The sequence below is a fragment of the Rhizobium sp. CF142 genome (assembly GCF_000281145.1).
Classification (GTDB): domain Bacteria; phylum Pseudomonadota; class Alphaproteobacteria; order Rhizobiales; family Rhizobiaceae; genus Rhizobium.
The window spans coordinates 74039-97360 of sequence record NZ_AJWE01000048.1 but is presented as its reverse complement, the minus strand read 5'-3'; the positions used below and the strand labels follow the sequence as shown (position 1 = coordinate 97360).

23 protein-coding genes are annotated in these 23322 nt (G+C 59.8%); 9 read left to right on the top strand and 14 right to left on the bottom strand.

The annotated features are described in order from the left end of the window. From PMI11_RS12955 to PMI11_RS12945, 3 genes are all read left to right on the top strand, one after another. Positions 1–583, top strand: a 583-nt coding sequence (locus tag PMI11_RS12955; RefSeq protein ID WP_007817552.1) for an MBL fold metallo-hydrolase, incomplete at its 5' end; no start/stop codon positions are given. Positions 584–612: 29 nt separating this feature from the next. After that, positions 613–1077 (top strand): tetratricopeptide repeat protein, encoded by a 465-nt coding sequence (locus PMI11_RS12950; RefSeq protein ID WP_193385606.1) that lies wholly within the window; start codon positions 613–615, stop codon positions 1075–1077. A gap of 59 nt (positions 1078–1136) precedes the next feature. After that, positions 1137–1583, top strand: a complete 447-nt coding sequence (locus PMI11_RS12945; RefSeq protein ID WP_193385605.1) for a DoxX family protein — start codon at positions 1137–1139, stop codon at positions 1581–1583. A gap of 57 nt (positions 1584–1640) precedes the next feature. Here PMI11_RS12945 and PMI11_RS36425 read toward each other — a convergent pair whose 3' ends face one another. Next, the gene (locus PMI11_RS36425; RefSeq protein ID WP_007817547.1) at positions 1641–1814 is read right to left on the bottom strand and encodes a DUF1328 domain-containing protein; all 174 of its coding nucleotides are present in this window, start codon (positions 1812–1814) and stop codon (positions 1641–1643) included. 184 nt (positions 1815–1998) lie between these two features. Between PMI11_RS36425 and PMI11_RS12935 the strand changes: the two genes are divergently transcribed. Beyond that, positions 1999–2619, top strand: coding sequence for a TerC family protein (locus PMI11_RS12935; RefSeq protein ID WP_007817545.1), 621 nt, complete (start codon positions 1999–2001; stop codon positions 2617–2619). Positions 2620–2628: 9 nt separating this feature from the next. Here PMI11_RS12935 and PMI11_RS12930 read toward each other — a convergent pair whose 3' ends face one another. The 7 genes from PMI11_RS12930 to PMI11_RS12900 all read right to left on the bottom strand — a co-directional run bounded on the left by PMI11_RS12930 (position 2629) and on the right by PMI11_RS12900 (position 10554). Then, complete coding sequence (locus tag PMI11_RS12930) at positions 2629–3735, bottom strand: helix-turn-helix transcriptional regulator (protein WP_007817543.1); 1107 nt, start codon at positions 3733–3735, stop codon at positions 2629–2631. A gap of 185 nt (positions 3736–3920) precedes the next feature. After that, positions 3921–5348: a gamma-aminobutyraldehyde dehydrogenase gene (locus PMI11_RS12925; RefSeq protein ID WP_007817541.1), complete on the bottom strand. Its 1428-nt coding sequence runs from the start codon at positions 5346–5348 to the stop codon at positions 3921–3923. A gap of 60 nt (positions 5349–5408) precedes the next feature. Further along, positions 5409–6224, bottom strand: coding sequence for an ABC transporter permease (locus PMI11_RS12920; RefSeq protein ID WP_007817540.1), 816 nt, complete (start codon positions 6222–6224; stop codon positions 5409–5411). Then, a complete protein-coding gene (locus PMI11_RS12915) occupies positions 6214–7176 on the bottom strand; it encodes an ABC transporter permease (RefSeq protein ID WP_007817539.1) in 963 nt (320 codons plus the stop codon). Before PMI11_RS12915 ends, PMI11_RS12920 begins: the two co-directional genes overlap by 11 nt. Further along, a complete protein-coding gene (locus PMI11_RS12910) occupies positions 7173–8159 on the bottom strand; it encodes an ABC transporter ATP-binding protein (protein ID WP_007817538.1) in 987 nt (328 codons plus the stop codon). The genes PMI11_RS12915 and PMI11_RS12910 overlap by 4 nt, the downstream gene beginning before the upstream one ends. Positions 8160–8364: 205 nt before the next feature. Continuing rightward, entirely contained in the window at positions 8365–9525 is a 1161-nt protein-coding gene (locus tag PMI11_RS12905; protein ID WP_007817537.1) for an ABC transporter substrate-binding protein, read from the bottom strand. Between the two features lie 120 nt (positions 9526–9645). Continuing rightward, positions 9646–10554: a LysR family transcriptional regulator gene (locus PMI11_RS12900; protein WP_007817536.1), complete on the bottom strand. Its 909-nt coding sequence runs from the start codon at positions 10552–10554 to the stop codon at positions 9646–9648. A 179-nt stretch (positions 10555–10733) separates the two neighbouring features. On the opposite strand from PMI11_RS12900, the gene PMI11_RS12895 reads away from it, so the two are divergent. Next, positions 10734–11459 carry a hypothetical protein gene (locus PMI11_RS12895; protein WP_007817535.1) on the top strand — a complete coding sequence of 242 codons (726 nt, stop codon included), beginning with the start codon at positions 10734–10736 and terminating at the stop codon, positions 11457–11459. A 12-nt stretch (positions 11460–11471) separates the two neighbouring features. On the opposite strand, the gene PMI11_RS12890 is transcribed toward PMI11_RS12895, so the two are convergent. Next, entirely contained in the window at positions 11472–12362 is an 891-nt protein-coding gene (locus tag PMI11_RS12890) for an AraC family transcriptional regulator (RefSeq protein ID WP_037071250.1), read from the bottom strand. 132 nt (positions 12363–12494) lie between these two features. On the opposite strand from PMI11_RS12890, the gene PMI11_RS12885 reads away from it, so the two are divergent. Then, entirely contained in the window at positions 12495–13247 is a 753-nt protein-coding gene (locus PMI11_RS12885; RefSeq protein WP_007817533.1) for an SDR family NAD(P)-dependent oxidoreductase, read from the top strand. Between the two features lie 75 nt (positions 13248–13322). Here PMI11_RS12885 and lysS read toward each other — a convergent pair whose 3' ends face one another. From lysS to PMI11_RS12860, 5 genes are all read right to left on the bottom strand, one after another. Then, the gene (gene lysS / locus PMI11_RS12880) at positions 13323–14819 is read right to left on the bottom strand and encodes a lysine--tRNA ligase (RefSeq protein WP_007817529.1); all 1497 of its coding nucleotides are present in this window, start codon (positions 14817–14819) and stop codon (positions 13323–13325) included. Positions 14820–14841: 22 nt separating this feature from the next. Beyond that, positions 14842–16296 carry a glutamate--tRNA ligase gene (gene gltX, locus PMI11_RS12875; RefSeq protein ID WP_007817528.1) on the bottom strand — a complete coding sequence of 485 codons (1455 nt, stop codon included), beginning with the start codon at positions 16294–16296 and terminating at the stop codon, positions 14842–14844. A 363-nt stretch (positions 16297–16659) separates the two neighbouring features. Continuing rightward, positions 16660–17409, bottom strand: coding sequence for a TerC family protein (locus PMI11_RS12870; RefSeq protein ID WP_007817525.1), 750 nt, complete (start codon positions 17407–17409; stop codon positions 16660–16662). Positions 17410–17509: 100 nt separating this feature from the next. Continuing rightward, a complete protein-coding gene (locus PMI11_RS12865; RefSeq protein WP_007817524.1) occupies positions 17510–18349 on the bottom strand; it encodes an AraC family transcriptional regulator in 840 nt (279 codons plus the stop codon). Between the two features lie 104 nt (positions 18350–18453). Then, on the bottom strand, positions 18454–19134 hold the full coding sequence (locus tag PMI11_RS12860; RefSeq protein ID WP_007817522.1) for a TetR/AcrR family transcriptional regulator: 681 nt from the start codon (positions 19132–19134) through the stop codon (positions 18454–18456). A gap of 152 nt (positions 19135–19286) precedes the next feature. Here PMI11_RS12860 and PMI11_RS12855 point away from each other — a divergent pair, with 152 nt between their 5' ends. The 3 genes from PMI11_RS12855 (at position 19287) to PMI11_RS12845 (ending at position 23303) form a co-directional block, all read left to right on the top strand. Beyond that, positions 19287–20495, top strand: a complete 1209-nt coding sequence (locus PMI11_RS12855) for an HlyD family secretion protein (protein WP_007817520.1) — start codon at positions 19287–19289, stop codon at positions 20493–20495. A gap of 22 nt (positions 20496–20517) precedes the next feature. Then, positions 20518–22119 (top strand): DHA2 family efflux MFS transporter permease subunit, encoded by a 1602-nt coding sequence (locus PMI11_RS12850; RefSeq protein WP_007817518.1) that lies wholly within the window; start codon positions 20518–20520, stop codon positions 22117–22119. Positions 22120–22277: 158 nt separating this feature from the next. Next, positions 22278–23303, top strand: coding sequence for a LacI family DNA-binding transcriptional regulator (locus PMI11_RS12845; protein WP_007817516.1), 1026 nt, complete (start codon positions 22278–22280; stop codon positions 23301–23303). The last annotated feature ends 19 nt before the right edge of the window (positions 23304–23322 follow it).

The following is a 23322-nucleotide window of genomic DNA, read 5'->3' as shown; positions in this document are numbered from 1 at the left end:
GGCGGCCGGTATCGACTACAAGAAGATCGATACGATCATGATCTCGCATTTCCATCCCGACCATGTCTGGGGCCTGATGGAGAAGGGAACGAACAATCCGGTCTTCCCGAACGCCGAGCTCATCGTCAATGCCGTCGAATATAATTGGTGGACGGAGCCCGGCCGTGTCGAAAAGCTCGCCGAGGGCCGCAAGCCGGCCGGCAAGCGCATCGCTGCCGTCTTCTCGACATGGAAGAACTGGAAGCTGGTGGATGACGGGGCCGAAGTCGCGCCCGGCGTCCGGTTGCTTTCAGCGCCCGGCCATACACCCGGTCATTCGACCTATCTGGTGACCTCGGGCAACAAGCAACTGCTCGTCTCCGCCGACATCATGTACGTGCCGGCGCTGCTCGCCCCGCATCCCGATTGGCAGGGCAGTTACGACCAGGATGGGCCGACGGCCATCGATACGCGCCGCCGGCTCATCGATCGCGTCATTGCCGACAATATCGCGATTTGCGGCTCGCACTTCCCGTTTCCCGGCTCGGGCACCTTCGTCAAGGACGGAAGCGCCTATGGCTTTACCCCGACAATCCAGGCCTGAAAGGCACCAAGGAGACAATCATGATCAAGATCAGGAAATACGTGGTTCTAACCTTCATCGGCCTTTGCGCCGCCTCCGCCGGCTTTACGGCAATCAGTGCGCTACCGGCTTTTGCTGTCGACAACATGGAATCGACGGACGCACCGGACCTGACTTCGGTGCGGGCCAAGATCGACGCCAAGGACTATGCCGGCGCGCTCCGGGAACTCCGCGATCTCGCTGAAGATAACCAGCAGGCAGATGTGTATAATCTGATGGGCTTCACGCTGCGCAAGACCGGCGACTACCGGACGTCGTTGACCTATTACACCAAGGCGCTGGAACTGCAGCCGGATCACAAGGCGGCGCGCGAATATCTCGGCGAACTCTATGTCGAGACCGGCGATGTGGCGAAGGCTGAGGAGCAGGTGTCGGTCCTTAAACAGCTTTGCCCCGGCGGCTGCGAGGAACTCGAAGACCTCCAGGAAGCCATCGCTGCAAAGGGCGGTAAGTGATCAATACGTCAACGGCAGGAGCAGGCGGTTCGCCGCCTGCTCCTGATAAAGTGGAGGATATGATGGAAAACGCTGTAAGCCGGCTCCGGCTGGCCGATCTCATTCTTCTTCTGGGTAGGCTTCTCCTATCCCTGATCTTCCTGCATGAGGGTTCGTCGCTCATCGCAGACATCACTGCGACGCTTGCTGCCTTCGAGAAACTTGGCCTGCCAGCACTGGTGACGTTTGCCGTCATTGCTCTGCAACTCGGGGCCGGCCTTTCTATTGCCGCGGGTTTCCTCAGTCGGCTCGGTGCGGTGGCCCTGGGGCTGTTCTGCCTCGCGACGGCTTTTCTGTTCCACACCAACTTCGCGAGTCAGAACGAGCTGCTTCATTTCGAGAAGGATCTTGCAATTGCCGGCGGCATGTTCGTGCTTGCGGTTTCGGGTGCAGGATCGGTGTCTATTGACAATTTCATCAAAAGGCGGGTGAAGGGAATACATCCGTGGCTGACGGCGGTGCTGTAGCGAACTTGTCTTGAAGCTGTCGCCGCCGTCGTTACGCCATCTGGAATAGACCCGTGGCTAGAAGATCGCCTGTCCGGCCATCAAGGCTAGGATGAGGAAGATCAGGAAGACGACGAGGAATATGCCGAAGAGCACGCGGGCGATCGTCGCGGTCGCCGCGGAGATGCCGGAGAAGCCGAAAAAGCCGGCGACGATCGAAATAACCAGAAATATCAGAGCCCATTTTAGCATGGATATCTTCCTTCCGTGATTGTCGGAAGAAGACGCGCCAAAGCGGATTTTGTTCCAAATCGTTTAAAATGGAACGTCGTTCCTTAAAAGCGTACTGCTTTGGCCTGCAAGGGCTTTTCAAAGGCTTCTCGATCTGTTTCAAGGGATCGTCATCGATTTGCCCCATCGACGAAAGCCATTCCCTATGCACGCTTTTCTGGACCCCCAGGTCATTTCCGCCTACCTCGAAGTCATCATGATCAACATCATCCTGTCAGGGGATAATGTGATCGTCATCGGCATGGCAGCCGCCGGCCTTTCCACCGAGCTGCGTGGCAAAGCGATCGTCACCGGCATTGCCGCAGCCGCAGTCATCCGCATCGTTTTCGCCGTCATCGCCGCGCAATTGCTCGTCATCAAGGGCATCAATCTCGTCGGAGGTCTTCTGCTTTTGTGGATCTGCTGGACGATGTTTAGGGAATTGCGCGAGGCGGACGACGAGGAGGCCGGGCAGGAAGCCGGACATCATGCTCACAAACCGAAGCTTTTTCGTCAGGCGATAGGCCAGATCATCTTTGCGGATCTTTCCATGTCGCTCGATAACGTGCTGGCCGTTGCCGGTGCGGCGAAGTCGAACATGAATGCCCTGATCTTCGGTCTCATCCTTTCCGTCATCCTGATGGGCGTCGCCTCCAACTTCGTGGCAAAGCTGCTCAACCGCTTCCGCTGGATCGGCTGGATCGGTCTTGCCATCATCGTCTATGTGGCGTTCGACATGATATGGGAAGGCGGCATTGAGCTGCTTGCACTCTACGGTCAGGCCTAATAACCGGGCCTAGATTTTCAGGCTGGAGAGCAGGGAGATAAGCTGGGACTGGCGCTGTGTGCCAGTCTTGGCGAGAACCTTCTTCACGTAGCCGCGCGTCGTCTCATAAGTCAGGCCGGATATTTCGGCGATCTGGCGTGGCGACGAACCTTCCATCAGCAGGCACGCCACCGTCGTTTCCTGAGGAGTGAGCGAAAAGAGCCGGCGCAGCAGATCGCGGCTCGGCGCCGCGCGTTCAGAGAGATCCGTGATGATGGCGACGGCGGCGGAATGCGAGAAGAGTTCTGCCGGTATTCCATTCAACCGCTGGGCACGGATTATTAGGGGTGCCTTTCCCGGACGGGAAAACAGAACCGGCGTGGAGACGGCCTGATTGGTGAAAGGCGCCTTTGAAAGGATTGCCTGCAGATGCCGGCGCAGGAGCCCTGTCTCTTCCTGACTGAGAGCCGTAAGCTCCCGATCGACAATCCGGATATTGCCATCGAGCAGCATTTCCGCGCGCTGGTTCAGCCGGGTGATGCGGCCAAAACGATCGAAGAAGACCACGGCAGTGCCGGCGAGCTCAAATGCCTCGCTCATGCTGTCGATCTTGGCGACATGCAGCGCGCGGATGATCTCGGCTGCGGCGGTCAGTTTCGACTGCATCTTTATGAGCAGGCGCTCGTCATCGCGATCGAACGGCTGGTCTTGAATGCGGCGCTGCAGGTTGAGGCTCAGCATCGTATCACCGGAGGTGAAGCCCACCATGGCGGAATAGCGGAAGCCGAAGCGGGCCAGGAACTCCGTATAGAAGATCTGATGGTTGAACTCTTCATCGCCGGCGATGTCGTGTTCGATGATGACCCCCTTGGCCATCGCAACCGCCAGGCCGCGTTCGCGGAAGTCGCGCTTGTACCATTCTTCGTCAAAATAGACCTGGAAGGCCTCCAGCAGATTCGGCGTGCTCAGGAAGCCGGAGGGGAATTTCCCGCGCACCGGCATGATATGCGTGCCGGTGGAGCCGGTGGCGCGGCTGATCTGCTCCAGCGTGCGCTCCCAGCTATCAGGCACCAGAGCGGATTCCAGCAATCCGTCCAGGGCAGTTTCGAGCTCGGAGATGTCGATGCGCGTCGCCATGGGTAAGTAATGCCTGACCGATTTCTTTGATCCAATGAAGGATCACGTTTATCGCGGGTTGCCATATATAGCAAAACGGCAATTCCACGTTCAAAAATAGTATCTGCAGTTGTATTGTGACAAAGTGACAAAAGTCACTGATGGCGGCAGTGACTTTTGAAGAAGATTAAGACGCTTCTGTTCAACTATCCGTGATTGATCATCACATGCCGGACAGCCGTATAGTCTTCCAGGGCGTAGACGGACATGTCCTTGCCGTAGCCTGATTGTTTCAGCCCGCCATGCGGCATCTCATTGACCAGCATGAAATGTGTATTGATCCAGGTGCAGCCATATTGCAGGCGAGCTGCAGTCTTCATGCCGCGGCCGATATCCTTGGTCCAGACGGAGGAAGCGAGGCCGTAATCGCTGTCGTTTGCCCAATTCACCGCATCCTCGACATCGGTGAAGCGGGTAACGGAGACGACGGGGCCGAAAACTTCGCGGCGGACGATTTCATCTTCTTGCGTGGCGCCTGCAACAACCGTTGGCGCGAAGAAGAAGCCCTTGTTACCAGAGACTTTGCCGCCGGTGGTGATTTCCATGTGCTTGTGTTCGGCGGCGCGGGTGACGAAGCTTTCGACACGATCGCGCTGGCGCTTGGAAATCAGTGGGCCGATTTCGTTCTCGGTGTCGTCGGCCTGGTTGAAGCGGATGCTGGAAACAGCGGAGGTCAGATCAGCGACGAAATTGTCGTAGACCTTCGCATCGGCATAGATGCGGCAGGCGGCGGTGCAGTCCTGGCCGGCATTGTAGTAACCGAAGGTACGGATGCCGGCGACGACGGCATCGATATCGGCGTCGTCGAAGACAATGACCGGCGCCTTGCCGCCAAGTTCCAGATGCGTGCGCTTGACGGTCTTGGCGGCAGCCTGCAGCACTTTCTTGCCGGTCGCGATGTCGCCGGTGATCGACACCATATTGATTTTCGGATGGTTGATCAGCGTGTTGCCGACGCTCTCGCCGCGCCCGAGGATGACATTGACCACGCCCTCGGGGAGGATATCGGAAAGGAGCTTTGCCATCTTGAGCGCCGTCAGCGGCGTCTGTTCAGACGGCTTGAAGACGACGGTATTGCCACCGGCGATGGCGGGCGCCAATTTCCAGGCCATCATCATCAGCGGGTAGTTCCAGGGCGCAATCGAGCCGACAATGCCGATCGGGTCACGGCGGATCATCGAGGTGTGGCCGGGAAGATATTCGCCGGCCACCGGTCCGTGCAGGTTGCGCACCGCGCCGGCAAAGAAGCGGTAGCAATCGACAATGGCCGGGATTTCATCATTCAGCACGGCATTGATCGGTTTGCCGCAGTTCAGCGCTTCGAGCGTCGCAAAGCCCTGCGCGTCCTTTTCTATGGCATCGGCGATTTTCAATAGATAAACGGAGCGTTCGGATGGTGTCGTCTGCGACCAGCCGACAAAGGCCCTCTCGGCCGCATCCACTGCGGCATCGATCTGGCCGAGCGAGGCTTCGGCAAGCTTCAGCACCGTCTCGCCCGTCTTCGGGTTCAGGATGTGCTCTTCCGTTTCCGTGCCGGTCTCGAAGCGGGAACCGATCAGCATTTGCGTGTCCATGGGCGTTCTCCCTTGTGGTTGATCGAGTGGAATGCGGGGGGCTCCGCGTCCCACTCCGGGTTATTTGCCGGCGCCGGCGATCTGGTCGCCGTCGCGCGTGAGGTAATAGGCTGCCAGGATTGGCAAGAAGGTGACCAGCACGACGACCATCGCGACCACATTTGTGACGGGGCGCTGGCGCGGGCGGATCAGCTCTTCGAGCATCCAGATCGGCAGGGTGGATTGCTGGCCGCCGGTGAAGGTGGTGACGATCACCTCATCGAAAGAAAGGGCGAAGGCGAGCATGCCGCCGGCCAGAAGCGCCGTACCAATATTCGGCAGGATGACATGGCGGAAGGTCTGGAAGCCGTCGGCGCCGAGATCCATCGAGGCTTCGATCAGGGAGCCTGACGTGCGCCTGAAGCGGGCGACGGCGTTGTTGTAGACGACAACCACGCAGAAAGTGGCATGGCCGAGCACGATCGTCCAGACCGAGAAGGGTATGTCGAACAGGCTGAAGGCGGAGCGCAGCGCAATACCGGTGATGATGCCCGGAAGTGCGATCGGCAGAATGACGAGCAGCGAGATCGCTTCGCGGCCGAAGAATTTCGTCTGGCTGACGGCGGCCGCGCAAAGCGTGCCGAGGACCAGCGCGATTGCCGTCGCAATGCAGGCAACCTGCAGGGAGAGGCCAAGTGCCGACCAGACATCCGGCCGGTTCCAGGCGATACCGAACCATTGCAGCGTCAGGCCGGGTGGCGGCCACTGATAGCTCTTCTCCTCGGTCGTGAAGGCGTAGACGAAGATGAGCAGGATCGGCAGATGCAGGAAGAGCAGGCCGCCGGCCGCGGCGATCTTCAGGATGAGGGGTGATTGCTGTCCGCGGTCAGAGCGCATCGAAGGCTCCCATGCGTTTGGCAAGCCAGAGATAGATCGCCATGATGACGATCGGTACGACCGAGAAGGCGGCGGCGAGCGGCACGTTGCCGGCCGTTCCCTGCTGGGTATAGACAGCCTGGCCGATGAACAGGCGTGAGGAGCCTATGATCTGCGGGATGATGTAATCGCCCAATGTCAGCGAGAAGGTGAAGATTGAACCGGCGACGATGCCGGGCAGTGCCAGCGGGAAAAGCACGGTACGGAATGTCTGGCGCGGTGTGGCGCCGAGGTCGGCGGACGCTTCGATGAGGTTGCCGGGCACGCGCTCAAGCGCTGCCTGCGTCGGCAGTATCATATAGGGCAGCCAGATGTAGACGAAGACGATGAAAGTGCCGAGATAGCTGACGGAGAGCGAATTGCCGCCGACGACAGGCAAGGCGAGGACGCCGTCGAGAAGCCAGGAAAGATAGAGCTTGTCGAAAAGCCAGGTGAGGATGCCTTCCTTGGCGAGGATCAGCTTCCAGGCATAGATCTTGACGAGATAGCTCGACCAGAGCGGCAGCATGACGCCAAGGTAAAACAGGGCCTTCCATTTTCCTTGCGCATATCGGGCAGCGTAATAGGCGATCGGGAAGGCGATGGCCGCGGAGGCCACCGTCACCAGTGCCGCCATCAAGATGGTTCTGACGATGATGTCGAAATTGCCAGGGTTCAGGAGCTGGGCATAGGTATCGAGGGTGAATTCGTGGTTCACCATCCCCGAGAAATCATCGATCGAGAAGAAGCTCTGCAACAGCAGCGCAATCAGCGAGCCGATATAGATGATGCCGAGCCAGAGCAGCGGCGGCGTCAGCATCAGGAAGAGAAGCAGTTTCGGGTGGCGCCAGAAGCTATCCGACAGGCGGCCGAAGAAACCGCCGCGGCGCGGCAGGATCGAGGTTTCCGCCTTGATCATCGCCAGAGCCGTCATGCCGCATCATCCATGTAATGCACGTCGCCCTGCTGCCACACGAGGCGGATGGCGGTGCCGATATCGGGGATGTCGCTGCCGGCCGGCAGCATGACATGCAGGCGCGATCCCCTGATATCGACGGTAAGCCGGGTCGCCGCGCCGAGGAAGCTGGCATTCTCGACCCTGGCTTCGACGCCGTCGGTGGCGAGGTGAATTGCCTCGGGACGCAGGCTCGCCCAGCGCTTCTCGCCGCCAAGAGCCGTCATGACGTCAGGGGAAATGACATTGGACGAGCCGACGAAATCGGCGACGAAGCGGGTCTTCGGACGGCGGTAGATATCCTGCGGCGTACCCTGCTGGACGATGCCGCCATTGTTGAAGACCGCAACGCGGTCCGCCATGGAGAGCGCTTCCCCCTGATCGTGGGTGACAAAGATGAAGGTTATGCCGAGGGCGCGCTGCAGGCTCTTCAGCTCTTCCTGCATCTGCTCGCGCAGCTTCAGATCCAGAGCGCCGAGCGGCTCGTCCAGGAGAAGCACGCGGGGTTTGTTGATGAGGGCGCGGGCGAGCGCCACGCGCTGCCGCTGGCCGCCGGAAAGCTGGCCGGGGCGGCGGCTGCCATAGCCCGGCAGTTTCACCAGCTCCAGCGTCCTTTCAGCCTCTTTGATCCGCTCCGCCTTGCCGACGCCCTTGACCATCAGCCCGTAGGCGACGTTGTCGAGGATATCGAGATGCGGAAAGAGCGCGTAATCCTGAAAGACGGTGTTCACGTTGCGGCGATAGGGCGGGATGCCTTCGGCGGTTTCGCCGAAGATTTCGATATGTCCCGATGTCGGCTGTTCGAAGCCCGCAACCAGCCGCAGGCAGGTGGTCTTGCCGGAACCGGACGGGCCGAGCATGGCGAAGAACTCGCCGGGTACGATTTCGAGATCGACGCCATCGACGGCGCGCACCGCGCCGAAATGGCGAGAGACCTTCTGGAAACGGACGGCGGACGTCATGGGGGCTCCGGGGCTGTATTATCTGAGAGAGGCTTTGATCTTCAAAAAGACCCCGCCCCAAACCCCTCCCCACAAGGGGGAGGGGCTTAACCTGCGGCGCCCACACTCAAACCTTTCGGCGTTTCAGCAGGAATGCGGCGTTGCCACTCCCGCCCCTCCGCTGTGGGAGGAGCTGGGAGGGGCACCTACGTGGATTGGCCTGGCGTTACCGCCCGCCGATCACGCCGATATAATCCGATACCCAGCGGTGATAGGGCACGCATTCGCTCTCGCTTGTGCATTTGGCGACCGGCGTTTTCCAGAACTTGATCTTGTCGAAGTGGTCATAGCCGTTGGTGTTGCAACCGGCATCGGTCAGCAGTTCATTGCCCTTGCAGGCGGCCGGAACGGATGGCACGGCCCCGAACCAGGCGGCAGCATCGCCCTGGACCTTGGCCTTCAGCGAATGCTCCATCCACATATAGGCGCAATTCGGATGTTCGCTGTCGGCGTGCAGCATGGTTGTGTCGGCCCAGCCGGTGACGCCTTCCTCGGGGAAGGTGGAGGCGATCTTCTGCTTGTCTGCCTGCAACAGATTGACCTGGAACGGCCAGGAGCCGGAGGCGACGACACCTTCGTTCTTGAAGTCGTCGACCTGGATCATCGCATCGTGCCAGTAGCGCGAGACGATCTTGCGCTGGCCGCGCAGCAGGTCGAGAGCGGCCTTGTACTGGTCCTCGTTAAGCTCGTAGGGGTCCTTGATGCCGAGATCGGGCTTGTGCGCCATGAGATACAGAGCGGCATCGGCGATGTAGATCGGGCCGTCATAGGCCTGCACGCGGCCCTTGTTGGACTTGCCATCCGGAAGGTTCTGTTCGTCGAAGACGATGTTCCAGCTCGTCGGCGCCTTATCCTTGAAGGTGTCGGTATTATACATCAGCACGTTCGGCCCCCAGAGATAGGGCACCCCGTAGTGGACGCCGTTCACCGTATTCCAGGGCGCATTCTGCAGGCGCTCGTCGACAGTCTTGAAGCTCGGGATGAGATCGGTGTTGATCGGTTGGACGCGTTTGCCGGCGACGAGGCGGAGGGATGCGTCGCCCGAGGCGGTGACGAGGTCGAAACCGCCTTCGTTCATCAGCGCCACCATCTCATCAGAGGTGGCGGCTGTCTTTACGGAAACCTTGCAGCCGGTTTCCTTTTCGAAGTCGGTGACCCAGTCGTAATTCTTGTCTGTTTCGCCGCGCTCGATATAACCGGCCCAGGCGACGATGCTGACGGCGCCTTCCCCCTTGCCCAGTGTCTTCAGCGGTTCGGCAGCGACAACCTGTGTCGCGAAGCTCAGACTCGCGAGCGCAGCAGTGCACGATTTCAGAAGATGCTTCATCGTCTGTCTCCCGGTTCGGTGCCGCTTTTGCGGCGTTTTGTTCCCGGAAGAAAAGGTGACGCGGAACGGCCGGTTTCGCAAATTCATTTATCAGAAAGGCGATATCGGAAATTCCGATATCTAGCGGGATCTTCCCGATCGCATGTTCTCGGCGATGGCCACGAAATCGCGTGCCGCCTGCGGCAGGCTGGAGCCCTTTCGCCAGACCATGCCGACCTGCACGACGGGCAGGGCGCCCGAAACATCGCGGCTCTCGATACGGTCGCCTTCCAGCGACCAGGGGCGGTAGACGAGATCGGGCAGCAGCGCGACGCCGGCGCCGGTCGCAACCAGGCTGCGCACGGCTTCGACGGAGCGGGTGCGGAAGGCGACATGCGGGCGGGCGCCGAGTGCGGTCAGCAGCTTGCCGGTATTCTCCTCGATTTCATCCACCGTCAGCATGATCAGCGGCTCACGGGCGATATCGGCAACGGAAATGATATCGGCGGAAACCAGCGGATGGCCCATAGGCAGCCAGAGGCGATAGGGTGAGGTTTCCAGGATCTCGGCCTGCAGGGCCATGCGATCACGCAGATTTGAAATCACCATGACGGCGACATCCAGCTCGCCACCGACCAGCAGATGTTCGAGGTAGCTGCCGTTGTCCTCGATGGCGCTGACCTCCACACCTGGACAGGCACGGCGGTAGCGTGCCAGCAGGTCCGAAAGCACATAGCCCGCAACGAGCGACGTGACACCGATATTGAGCGTGCCGGAGGGTATGTTCTCCTGGCCGGAAAAGCTGGTGCGGGCGTCGGAGACCGTTGCCAGGATTTTCGTGGCGTGCCGCAGGAACTGATGGCCGTTGTGGGTGACCGACAGCCCGCGCGGGTGACGCTCGAACAGCACGACGCCAAGGTCGTTTTCGAGTTCCTTCAGCGCCTCCGTTATCGAGGATTGGGAGATCGACAGGTTCTGCGCGGCGCGCGTGACCGAGCCCTGTTCGGCAACGGCGACGAAATATTGAATCTGGCGAAGCGTGAAGGCCATGGCATTTTAGAGCATGTGCTTGAGCGATCTGGCAAGCTTGGGAATGGCTGGACCTTTTTTGGTATTTATTCAATTCGAGACAAAGTCAGACGGTCCACTTAAAGATTCGGAAACGTCATTTCCCTAGCTTCACAGTCACTTGTATTGCGTTGGAGTTTTCAGATGGCGGAGCAGTTGGCGTGAAGGCCTTACTGCGCATATTCCGGCCTTCCCGGAAATTGGCTTTGATCATCGGTGGTAGCGCCCTGTTAGCGGGCGTTTCCGGCGGTGCTGCGGTCTATGTCGGTAAAGACAGGCTGCTCGGTGATGAGGAATCCGCCGATGGCGTGGCCTGCACCGACGTCAATCTGGTGACGATCAAGAAGCAGGACCATGTCTGGGTCCGCAAATACATCAAGACCGAACCTGTTGACGGCATGACGCGCATCAAGACGGCGTTGCGTGTCGCCCAGGCAGTCTATGAAGCGCAGAGGCCCGACCTCGTGCAGGTCGTCGTCCTCGACGAGAATGGTCCGACCCTGCGCTCGGATATTCGTGGCCGGGCGATTGGCGCCGACGTGGTCTATATCGCGCATCCCGACAAGATGGTCGAAGGGCTCGACGACAAGCCCTATACGGCCCGTTATTATGACGGCAAGGCGAGCGAGCAGGGCCTCTTCTATGGCGAACGCATCGAATTGCCGGACGATCGGATCGCAGCGCTGAATGCGAGCCTCAAGGATCCAGCCGATTGCATCGACCCGGTTGCCGTTGCTTCCACCAAGAAAGAGAGCAAGAAGCCAGCTGGTGGCACAGCGCCGAAGGAGGCCGAGGAACCGTCTGCTGAAGAGCAGGCTGCCAAGGATGCAGCCGCTCCTGCAGGAGACGCTCCCGCAGAGGAGCCGCCTGTCAAGAGCGGGCACTAGTTCTGAAAACGATCAGGCGGCAGGCTTGATATTTTCCCTTATCAGTGAGGCATCGCGCGCCGGCGGCTGACCGAAAAAGCGTGCGTATTCCCTGGTGAACTGCGAGGCGCTTTCATAACCCACGGCATAGGCCACCGAGGATGCATTTCCGGATTGGGCAATCAGAAGTTGACGGGCTTGCAGCAGGCGAATGTGTTTCTGGAACTGGATCGGGCTCATCGCCGTCACCGCCTTGAAATGGCGATGAAAGGCCGAGACGCTCATTGAGGCAAGGCTTGCAAGCTTTTCGACCTCGACAGCTTCGGCGTAATGTTCGCGTACCCAGCGGATGGCGAGCCTTATTCGCGACAGGGCGCTGTCCGGCGCGGCAATATCCCGCAATATCCAGCCCTGCGGTCCCTGCAGCACCCGATAGAGAATTTCGCGCTCATAGGCTGGGGCAAGGGCTGGGATATCCCGCGGTCGCTCCATGAGCTGCAGCATTCTGAGCCAAGCGCTGAGCAGCTCGGGTGTCATGCGACCGACGGAATAACCGCCGCTTTGTCCATCCAGATAGGAATGCGGCGGGATATCCATGAGAAGGGCTGCGACCCTTTCCGGATCGAGCGACAGGCTGACGCCGATATAGGGCCTGTCGGGACCTGCCTGCTGCACCCTGCCGGTTGCCGGCATATCAATCGAGATCACGAAATAGCTCGCGGGATCATAATAATAGTCCTGACCGGCAATCGTCAGTGTCTTGCTGCCATCGAGGATCAGATTGACCATCGGCTCGTAGACGGCCCCGAGCCTGTGTTCGGGAATCTCTCCCTTGACCATTACGATGCCGGGTAAGCCGGTCTGCGTCGGTCGATTTTCAGCGTGGGCCGTCAAGCGGCGCATTTCTTCGAGCATTGTTTGCATGGCGGAATTCTGAACGAGCGTGTGGAGACACGCAAGACGAAAGCAGGAATAGGCAAGAACGAGGCAGTTTCCGGCGGAGTAGCAGCCCGCTGTTTCCCATAGCTTCCGGCCATCGAAAGCAAGGAGACAGAAATGAAAATCGCAATCATTACCGGTGGCAGCCGGGGCATCGGTCAATCGGCGGCGCAGGAATGCGCAAGGCGTGGCATGGGTGTCATCCTCACGTACAACAGCTACAAACCAGGTGCGGATGAAGTCGTGGCCGAGATCAAGGCGGCAGGAGGCCAGGCGGTCGCGCTGGCGCTGGATGTCGGCGATGTTGCAGGTTTTCCGGCCTTCGTGGACGAGGTCAAGCGGTTGCTCTCCACCTATTGGGGCCGTAGCGATTTCGATTGCCTCGTCAATAACGCCGGGTTCGGGATGTTCAATCTGATGGAAACGGTGACGGTCGACCAGTTCGACGCTCTGATGAACGTGCATCTGAAGGGGCCGTTCTTCCTGACGCAGGCACTGTTGCCGCTGATGGTGGATGGCGGCGTCATCGTCAATGTGACGAGCGCCTCGGTGCGTGTTGCGACGGCCGGTGTCGCCCCTTATGCCGCTCTCAAATCCGGGCTTGAGACCTTGACGCGCTATCAGGCGAAAGAGTTCGGCGCTCGCAGGATCCGCGCCAATGCCGTCTCGCCCGGTCCGATCCGCACCAATCTGGCCGATGCTGCACTCGACAAGAACCCGGAATTTGCGGAGCTGCTTGCCTCGCAGACAGCGCTCGGCCGTATCGGCGAATCTGAGGATGTCGGCAGGGTGATCGCCATGCTGGCGTCAGAGGACGGTGCCTGGATCAATGCACAGACGATCGAGGTTGCCGGCGGTTACATGATCTGAGAGAGGTCCTCTCGGACAAAAGAAAACGGAGCGTCCTTTCGGGCGCTCCGTTTCCTCATTCAGGCAAAGTGCTTCTCAGTCGGCCTTGTTGCGGCGGGCCGGGAAGAGGATGACATCGCGGATCGACGGCGCGTTGGTGAGCAGCATGATCAGGCGGTCGACGCCGATGCCGAGACCACCTGCAGGCGGCATGCCCTGGTCGATCGCATCGAGGAATTCCTCGTCGAGCTGCTTTTCCTTCTCGCCACGGGCATGGGCCTGCTCGAGTTGCTCGACCATGCGGCGGCGCTGCTCTTCCGGATCGTTGAGTTCGGAGAAGGCGTTGCCGAGCTCCCAGGCATTGCAGTAGGTCTCGAAACGTTCGACGAGGCGCGGCTCGCCCGGCACTTCCTTGGCGAAGGGTGATATGTCCTTCGGGAAGTGGGTAACGTGCGAGGGCTGGATCAGCGTCTGCTCGACCTTCTCTTCGAAGATGAAGGCGAGGCATTCGCCCCAGGTCCAGTCCTTCTCGACTGCGAAGCCGGCAGCCTTGGCGGCAGCGCGTGCTTCCTCGTCGGTCTTGATCGCCAGGAAGTCGATGCCGGTCACTTCCTTGACTGCGTCAGGCATCGGGACGCGCTTGAACGGACCCTTGAAGGACATGGTCTTGTCGCCGAAGGGGAATTCGGTCGTGCCGTGGATGGCGAGCGCCAGGCTCTCGAACAGCCGCTCGACGAGGTCCATGATGTCCTCGTAGTCGGCATAGGCCCAGTAGCACTCCATCATCGTGAATTCCGGATTGTGCCGGGTGGAGACGCCTTCATTGCGGAAGTTGCGGTTGATTTCGAACACCTTGTCGGTGAGGCCCGAAACCAGCGTACGCTTCAGGAACAGTTCCGGCGCGATGCGCAGATACATGTCGAGCTTCAGCGTATTGTGATGCGTCTTGAACGGCTCAGCGGTAGCACCACCATAGACCGAATGCAGCATCGGCGTTTCGACTTCCATGAAGCCGTCATTTTCCATGAAGCGGCGGATGCCGGAGAGGATCTTCGACCGCTGCTGGAAGCGCAGCTTCGATTCCTCATTGGTCATGATGTCGAGATGGCGCTTGCGGTAACGCAGTTCGATGTCGGAGAGGCCGTGCCACTTTTCAGGCATCGGCAGCAGCGACTTGGTGAGCATCTCGATCTTCTGTGCGTTGATCGTCAGCTCGCCGCGCTTGGTGCGGCGCACGACGCCGGTGACGCCGATGATATCGCCGATATCGATCATCGGCAGAAGCGCACGCGCTTCTTCCGGGGTCGTGTCCTTGTGACTGAAAATCTGGATCTTGCCGCCGGCGTCGTGGATGTCCATGAACATGCCGGAGTTGCGTGACGAGTAAACGCGGCCAGCGACGGTCACGACATCCTGGGTCTCGACGTCGGGTTCCAGGCCCTCGTATTTCGCGGCTAGCTCGGCATTGGTCAGCGTGCGGTGGAAATGCGCCGGATAGACGTCGCCGATCTGCTCGCGCAACAGCTTCAGCTTCTGGGCGCGCACTTCCGTTGCGTCGGAGGAAAGGGTGCTTTCGGTCTTGTTGTCAGCCATTGTCTGGATCCTCTGACTGTTCTTACTTCGAGCCGACGAGGGCGGCGACGGCCTGCGAGGCGAGCTTGAGGCGCTGGCGAACGACCGAGCGGCCGAGGATCGCCATGGAATCGAAGAGCGGCAGCGAGCGCGACGAGCCGGAGACGGCAACGAAGAGCGGCGCGACGACGACCTTCAGCTTCTTGCCCATGCGGTCGGCGATGGCACGCAGTTCGGCTTCGATCGTCTCGACGTTCCATTCCAGGATCTTCTCGAGATCCGGCTGGACGGTGTTGAGGATCTCGAGAATCTCTTCCGGCGGCGACTTGATCTTGGCGAAATCGGAAGGCTGCAGGCCGAGATCGGACTTCAGCAGGAAGCCGGCGAGATCGGGCAGTTCGCCGAGCTTGGAAATGCGAGTCTGAGACAGGCGTAGGCCAGCCATCAGGCGATCGTTTTCCATCGCCCAGTTGAGCACGCGGTTGCGGAAGTCTTCTTCCGACAGCTTCTCGCGGATCCAGCGGCCGTTCAGCCAGTCGAGCTTCTGGATGTCGAAGATCGCACCGGCCTTCGAGAGGTTTTCCGGGTCGAACTTTTCGGACAGCTCGTCCATCGTCAACAGCTCTTCGCCTTCGGAAATCTGGATGAAGAACAGGCCGAGGAAGTTCATCAGCGCTTCGGGGATATAGCCGAGCGCCGAATAATAGGAGATCGAGGTCGGGTTCTTGCGCTTCGACAGCTTCGACTTGTCGGCATTGCGCATCAGCGACAGATGCATGAAGACCGGCTGGTCCCAGCCGAAATAGCGATACAGCAGAATGTGCTTCGGCACGGAGGCCAGCCATTCCTCGCCGCGTGCGACATGGGTGATCTTCATCAGATGGTCGTCGATGACGTTTGCCATGTGATAGGTCGGCATGCCGTCGGCCTTGATCAGCACCTGCATGTCGACGGAATCCCACGGGATCGACACATCGCCATAGACACCGTCGGTGAAGTCGCACGAACCTTCGGTCGGGATCTTCATGCGGATGACAGTGGTTTCACCGGCCGCCATGCGCGAGGTGACTTCCTCGGCCTTGAGCGTCAGGCAGAGACCATCATATTTCGGCGGCTTGCCGGCAGCGCGCTGGCTCTCGCGCATCTGCTCCAGCCGCTCGGGCGTGCAGAAACAGCGGAAGGCATGGCCCTTGTCGAGCAGCTCCTGCGCGTAGGGCTGGTACATATCCTTACGGTCGGACTGGCGATAGGGGCCGTAGGGGCCGCCGATATCGGGGCCTTCCTTCCATTCCAGCCCGCACCATCTCAGCGCATCCAGCACCTTGGTCTCGAATTCCGGGGTTGAGCGCGTCGCATCAGTATCCTCGATGCGCAGGATGAACTCGCCGCCGTGCTTCTTGGCAAAGAGATAGTTGAAAAGAGCGATGTAAGCGGTGCCGACATGCGGCTCGCCGGTCGGCGAGGGAGCGATGCGGACGCGGACGCCGGAAGCTGTCATTTTATGTGCCCGTCAATGAATGCCGAGCGGCTTTTCAATGAAAGCGACGTCCGGCCTGGAGAATGCAGATATCTATCAGAAATCGGCTGGAGCAAGGCGTCTGCCCGCATAATCCGCCGATTATCCGTGTGGCTGCGCTTAGGCCATATTCAAAAGGGCGCGTCAAGAAAAACCGCTTCCAGTAGTCCTCTTCCGGACCCTCCGGGCGGCCGCTTCGGATGATCTGTTCTTCGAGGTGAAGCCCGGCGACGACATGAAGCAGGCGATGTCTGTGTTTTTCAGCAAGACCGCCATGTGCAGAAGAACCTCCGCCTTACCGAGTAAGGCGGAGGCAACAATTGGGTCTCAGATGGATGGGCGGCGTTAGTGGCTGCCCTCACGCTTTCGCCGACGCGCGTTCCTCGCCAACATGTTCAGCATCTCGACGAGGGCCGAGAAGGCCATGGCGGCGTAGACGTAGCCCTTCGGCACATGGAAGCCCATGCCGTCGGCGATCAGCGTCGTGCCGATCATCAGCAGGAAGGCGAGCGCCAGCATGACGATCGTCGGATTGCGCTCGATGAAATTGGCGAGCGGCGTTGCGGCGACAAGCATGACCGTGACGGCGGCGATGACGGCGATGATCATGATCGGCAGGTGCGGGGTCATGCCGACGGCGGTGATGATGCTGTCCACCGAGAAGACGAGGTCGAGCAGCAGGATCTGGCCGATCGCCGAGGCGAAGCTCGTGCCCGTCGCGCCTGCAATGAAATTCTCCTGATGATCCTCCGGATCGACATTGTGGTGAATTTCCTTGGTGGCCTTCCAGACGAGGAAGAGGCCGCCGGCGATCAGGATGAGATCCTTCCAGGAGAAGCCGTGGCCGAAAAGCTCGAAGAGCGGTTCGGTAAGCTGGACGATCCAGGCAATCGTGCCAAGCAGGGCGAGACGCATGATGAGGGCGAGGGCGATACCGGTCTTGCGGGCCCTTTCCCGATGCTCAGGCGGCAGCTTGTTTGTGAGGATGGAGATGAAGATGAGGTTGTCGATCCCGAGAACCACTTCCATCACCACGAGCGTGACAAGCGCCACCCAGGCAGCCGGGTCCTGAATGAGCGTCATGATATCCTGCATCGGCGTATTTCCCTCTTGCGTCACAGTAGGCGCGGACAATGTATCGATGCGGCCCTGCCGGGCAAGCACCGCAAGGGGGTATACGAAAACGATCAGACTTTTATTCCTTGATCGGCAGCCAGATTTCCGTCACCCCCATCCCTGTATAGGGATCGAAGCGGTCATCATAGCGTTCGAACATGTCGGGCATGCTGCCATGTTCGAGGCCTGAAGTCGGCCACCAGTTGCCGAAGATCAGGTCCATCGTGGCCGGTATGCCGGAAACATGACCGCGGTGGGAGAAGACGGCGTAGCGTTGAGCCGGCAGCTTCAGTGTGGCAAAGCCATCCGGCAGATCGTCGGCGTCGGACACCTCGACGGCCGCCATGTAACGGAATTTCTCTGCTTCTCCATCGATATGCGTGCAGATGCCGTAAGCGACATTGCCCTTCTGGTTGGGGATATGGCCGAAATGCTGATTGAACTTCTGCCAGAGCGAGGGGATCGCGGCATTGCCGCCATAGGCGTAGGTTTCCTGGAGGCCGGCGAAAAGCGTCGGCTGAAGGGTTTCGAAACGCGGTGGTTCGAGATCGGTAAAGCTTGCGGTTTTCATCCTGATAGGCTCCATCAAAGCGAGATTGCGAATGTGCCCCTGTCGTCGCACCGCTTCGGGCGTCATGCCGAATTGGTCGCGGAAGGCACGGGTGAAAGCCTCGTGCGAGCCGTAGCCTGCGCCGAGGGCAACCTCGAGAATGGTGGATGAGCCTGAGATGAGAGAAAGTGCCGCGCCGCTCAAACGCCGTGCGCGGATATAGCCGCTGATCGAATGGCCGGTTACCAGACCAAAGACGCGCGAAAGATGGTAGCGCGACAATCCGGCGGCTTCTGCGATCTCATCGAGGCTTATATCGGTTTCGAAATGGCTCTCGATGAACCATATCGCCCGTCCGATGGCGCTCATCTCTTCTCCCCTGGTTGCCGCCTCATTCCTAGAGGAAATGCGGCTGCCGGATTTGATCGCTATTGCGCAAATCCGGCAGAAAACCAATCGGGGTCAAGATGGGATCAGGCGGGCTCGTGCTTGCGTACGCCGTAGGCGGCCATGAAGACATAGATCGCGCCTCGGATGACGCGTTCGATCTCGTTGCGCGGAGGCGGGCCTTCCATGTTGCCGAAGAGACGCAGCTTGAAGAAGCTGCCGCTTGCGAGGTCGAGGAACTGGCCGGCGGCGAGATCGATATCGTCAATCTTCAATGTGCCGGCCTGAACATGCTTCTCCAGGAAATCGTGCATGATGGTGCGCAGGTTCTGCGGCCCCTTGAAGAACCGCTGACAGAGAAGCGGCATCCGGTCGCGCACGCCGAGCACGGTGCGCATGGCGTCGATGACTTTGTCTTCGGTCATGTGGGTGACGAAGGCTATCCCGAATTCGTACAGGCCGGCTTCGATATCATCATGTTCGGCAAGGACCATGCGTATGGCCGCGACGAATGCCGCACGCTCTGTCTCGACCATCGCATGGAAGAGTTCTTCCTTGTTGGCGAAGTAGACATAGAGCGTTCCCTTGGAAACGCCGGCCTCGCGGGTCACGTCGTTCATGCTGGCCGCGTCGAAGCCCATCTTCAGGAACACGCGCCGGGCACCATCAAGGATCTGCTGGCGCTTGGCGGGATCCTCACCCGCAGCAAAGCGGCCTCCCGGATTGGGTGGGCTTAATACGGCGGTGTCCTCGGGCTTTAGTGTCATGTCTCCTTAACCGTCTTGGCGAATTCGTGTTTTCTTTTAAAGAAATCGAACCGATTGGTTCTATGCATCTTGATATGAAGTCAAAAACCCTTTATGTCAACTGAACCGAACCGTTCAGTTCGATTATTTTACTCCAGATCGGTAGCCTGTATATGTCGACAAACCAGAAAAGCAATGTCGCGCGCATCGTCAGCGAAAATGCCGGCGCCGAAGAGGTGAAAGCGGAAGCTGCAGCTCCCGCCGAAGCTCCGAAGGCCGAGGCACCGCAGACGGCTCCCGCGCAGTCTGCGCCTGCTGTCGCACCGGTTCCATCTGCCCCGAAGAAGCGCCGCAGCTTCGTGCTGCCCGTCGTCGTGCTCGCTTTTCTCGCTGGTGCCGGCTGGTATGGCTACGACTGGTGGACCAATGGCCGCTTCATGGTGTCGACCGACGACGCCTATATCGAAGGCGATATCGCGACGATCTCGCCGAAGGTCACCGGCTATGTCGCGAAGGTGAATGTTGTCGCCAACCAGGAAGTCAAGGCAGGCGATGTTCTCGCTACCCTTGATAATGGCGACTACCAGAACGCCCTCGACCAGGCCAATGCCCAGATCGAAACCGAACAACTGTCGCTCAGCCGCATCGATGCGCAGATCGAAGGCGCCAAGGCAAGCCTCGTGCAGGCCCAGGCCCAGAAGACTGCCCTCGAAGCGACCGTGCGCGGCGCGGAGATCAAGCAGAAACGACAGAGTGACCTGCAGGCGAAGTCGGTCGGCACCACGGCAGACCTCGATGATGCGAATACGGCGCTCGATCAGGCGAAGGCAAATCTTGCCGGCGGCGATGCCAATATCGTTGCTGCCCAGGCCAATATCGCCATCCTCGAAGCCCAGCGCAAGGAAGCCGAGGGTTCTGTCCGTACGTTGGAAATCCAGCGCGACAAGGCCGCCCGCGACCTTTCCTTCACGGTGCTGAAGGCACCCTATGACGGCGTTGTCGGCAATCGTTCCGTTCAGGAAGGCGATCTCGTCTCGCCCAGCCAGCGGCTGATGGCGCTCGTGCCGACCCGCCAGCTCTATATCGACGCCAACTTCAAGGAAACGCAGATCCAGCATCTCGTTGCGGGCTCGAAGGTGAACGTCCATGTCGATGCCTATAGCGATTATCCTGTTGTCGGCACCGTTGAATCGATCGCGCCGGCCTCCGGCTCGGTCTTCTCGATGCTGCCGCCGGAAAATGCGACTGGTAATTTCACCAAGATCATCCAGCGCGTGCCGGTTCGCATCGCTCTGCCGCAGGATGCGCTTGATAGCGGCCGCCTGCGCGCAGGTCTCAGCGTCGTCGTCGACGTCGATACCCGCACGGCGCCGGTGAAGTAAGCGCCAGGGCGGAGGTAGTCCCATGGCCGGGAGTGCGACAGCAACGGCAGGTTCGATCCCGGCGGCGCCTGCGCATGCCGCCGATCGCATGGATCCCAAAAGGCTCATCGCTTTCTTCGCAATGGTGCTCGGCATGTTCATGTCGATCCTCGACATTCAGATCGTCTCCGCTTCGCTCGCCGAAATCCAGGCAGGCCTATCTGCCGGCACGGACGAAATCGGCTGGGTGCAAACGGCCTATCTGATCGCCGAAGTCATCATGATCCCGCTGTCGGGCACGCTCGCGCGTATCATCTCGACACGGTATCTCTTCGCAATCTCGGCTGCCGGTTTCACCATGGCGAGCGCGCTCGCCGCAACGGCGACGAATATCGACCAGATGATCGTCTACCGTGCCATTCAGGGCTTCATCGGCGGCGGCATGATCCCCTCGGTCTTCGCGGCCGCCTTCACGATCTTCCCGCCGTCGAAGCGTTCGATCGTCTCGCCGATTATCGGCCTCATTGCCACGCTGGCGCCGACCATCGGCCCGACGGTCGGCGGTTATCTGAGCCACGCCTTCTCCTGGCACTGGCTGTTCCTGGTCAACATCGTGCCCGGTATCATCGTCACGATCGTCACCTGGAATTTCATCGATTTCGACAAGCCGGAATTGTCGCTCTTCAAGAAGTTCGACTGGTACGGGCTGTTTGCCATGGGTATCTTTCTCGGCTCGCTGGAATATGTGCTTGAGGAAGGCAATTCGAACGACTGGTTCAACGACAGCTCCATCGTCATCGGCGCCGTTGCCTCTGCCGTCGCCTGTGTCGTCTTTTTCTATCGTGCCTTCACGGTGGAATTCCCGGTCGTCGATCTGACGGCCTTCGCCAACCGAAATTTTTCCTTCGGCTCGGTCTTTTCCTTCGTCATGGGCATCGGCCTTTACGGGCTCACCTATATCTATCCGGTCTATCTCGGCCGTATCCGAGGCTACGATTCGCAGATGATCGGCGAGACGATGTTCGTGTCGGGCCTTGCGATGTTCTTCACCGCGCCGATTGCCGGCCGGCTGTCGACCAAGCTCGACCTGCGTTTCATGATGGCGATCGGTTTCGTAAGCTTTGCTGCGGGCACCTACATCATGACGCATCTGACGCAGGACTGGGACTTCTACGAGCTCTTCATTCCGCAGATTCTGCGCGGTTTCGGCCTGATGATGTGCATGGTGCCGATCAACAACATCGCGCTCGGCACCCTGCCGCCGCAGCGTATCCGCGGCGCATCCGGCCTATTCAACCTGACGCGTAACCTCGGCGGCGCCGTTGGCCTTGCTGTTATCAATACCGTGCTCACCACCCGCCAGGACGTGCATTACGAGCGGCTGCGCGAAAATGTCCATTGGGGTAACACGGCCGCAATCGACCAGATGAATAATATGACCGCCAATTTCAATAATTGGGGTCTGGATGGTGCCAATGTCGCGGTCAAGCAGATGGTTGGCCTTGCGACAAAGCAGGCAATGATCCTTTCCTTCAGCGACATTTTCCTGATGCTGACAGTGCTTTTCCTGGCGATGATCCTTGGCGTCGTCATGATCAAGAAACCCGCGCCGCAAGGCGGCGGGGGAGGCGGTGGCGGCCACTGACCTCCGGCCGTCATTGCAAGAAAGGCCCTCCTTTGGAGGGCCTTTTTGTTTTTCTACACGGGTGGTTTCGCTTCCCTTCAACGGGGATCTGCTACCTCACGCACTTTTTGATTTACGTACATCAAATTTGGCGCTAATGGTCTCGTCCAGGAGGAGTGATGAGGCCAACCGTTCATGATATCGCCGCTGCGGCGGGCGTCAGTCTTGCGACCGTGGACCGGGTTCTGAACCAGCGGCCGGGCGTACGCCATGTGACGCGGGAGAAGGTCGAAACCGCGATCCGCGATCTCGGCTATGTGCGCGACGTGGCCGCTGCAAACCTCGCCAAAGGTCGCGTCTACCCGCTGACCTTCATCCTGCCCGCCAGCGACAACTCCTTCATGCATGGCCTGAATGCCGAAATCCGCGCCGCGATCGCGCGCTCGGTCGCCGAGCGTACGGATATCCGCATCGTCGAGGTGCCTGCCTTTGATCCGCAGGCACTGGTGCGTGAGCTGGAAACAGTCGCTGCCGAAAAGCCCTCCGGTGTCGCGCTTGTCGCGACCGATGCGCCCGATGTGCGCGCCACCGTCGACCGGTTGGTGAAAGATGGCATTCCGGTCGTCACGCTCGTTTCCGATCTGACGGGATCGCTGCGCCACCACTATGCCGGCGTCGACAATATTGCGGCAGGGCGCACCGCTGCACGTCTGCTCGGACGCTTCCTTGGCGGCGCCAAGGGCGAGATTGCCATTCTGGCCGGCTCCATGCTGGTACGCGACCATCGCGAACGCCTGGAGGGCTTCGCCGCCGTCATGGCTCAGGAGTTTCCGGGGCTGCATCTATTATCGGTTCTCGAAGGCCGGGACGACCCTGAAGTCGCACACATGCTGATTGCCGATGCGCTTGGGAAGAACGATGGCATCATCGGCATTTACAGCCTCGGTGCCGGTAATCGTGGTCTGATCCGAGCGCTCAAGGAAAGGGCTGTCGACAGGGCGCTGACGGTGATTGCCCATGAATTGACGGCACATACGCGCGCTGCCCTTCTCGACGGCACTATCGACGCAATCCTCAATCAGGATGCCGGCCATGAGGTGCGCAGCGCGATCCGCGTACTCAAGGCAAAGGCGGACGGGCTTTCGGTCATCGACGCGCAGGAGCGCATTCGCCTCGACATATTCCTGAAAGACAATCTGCCGTAACGGCAAAGGGAGAAATACC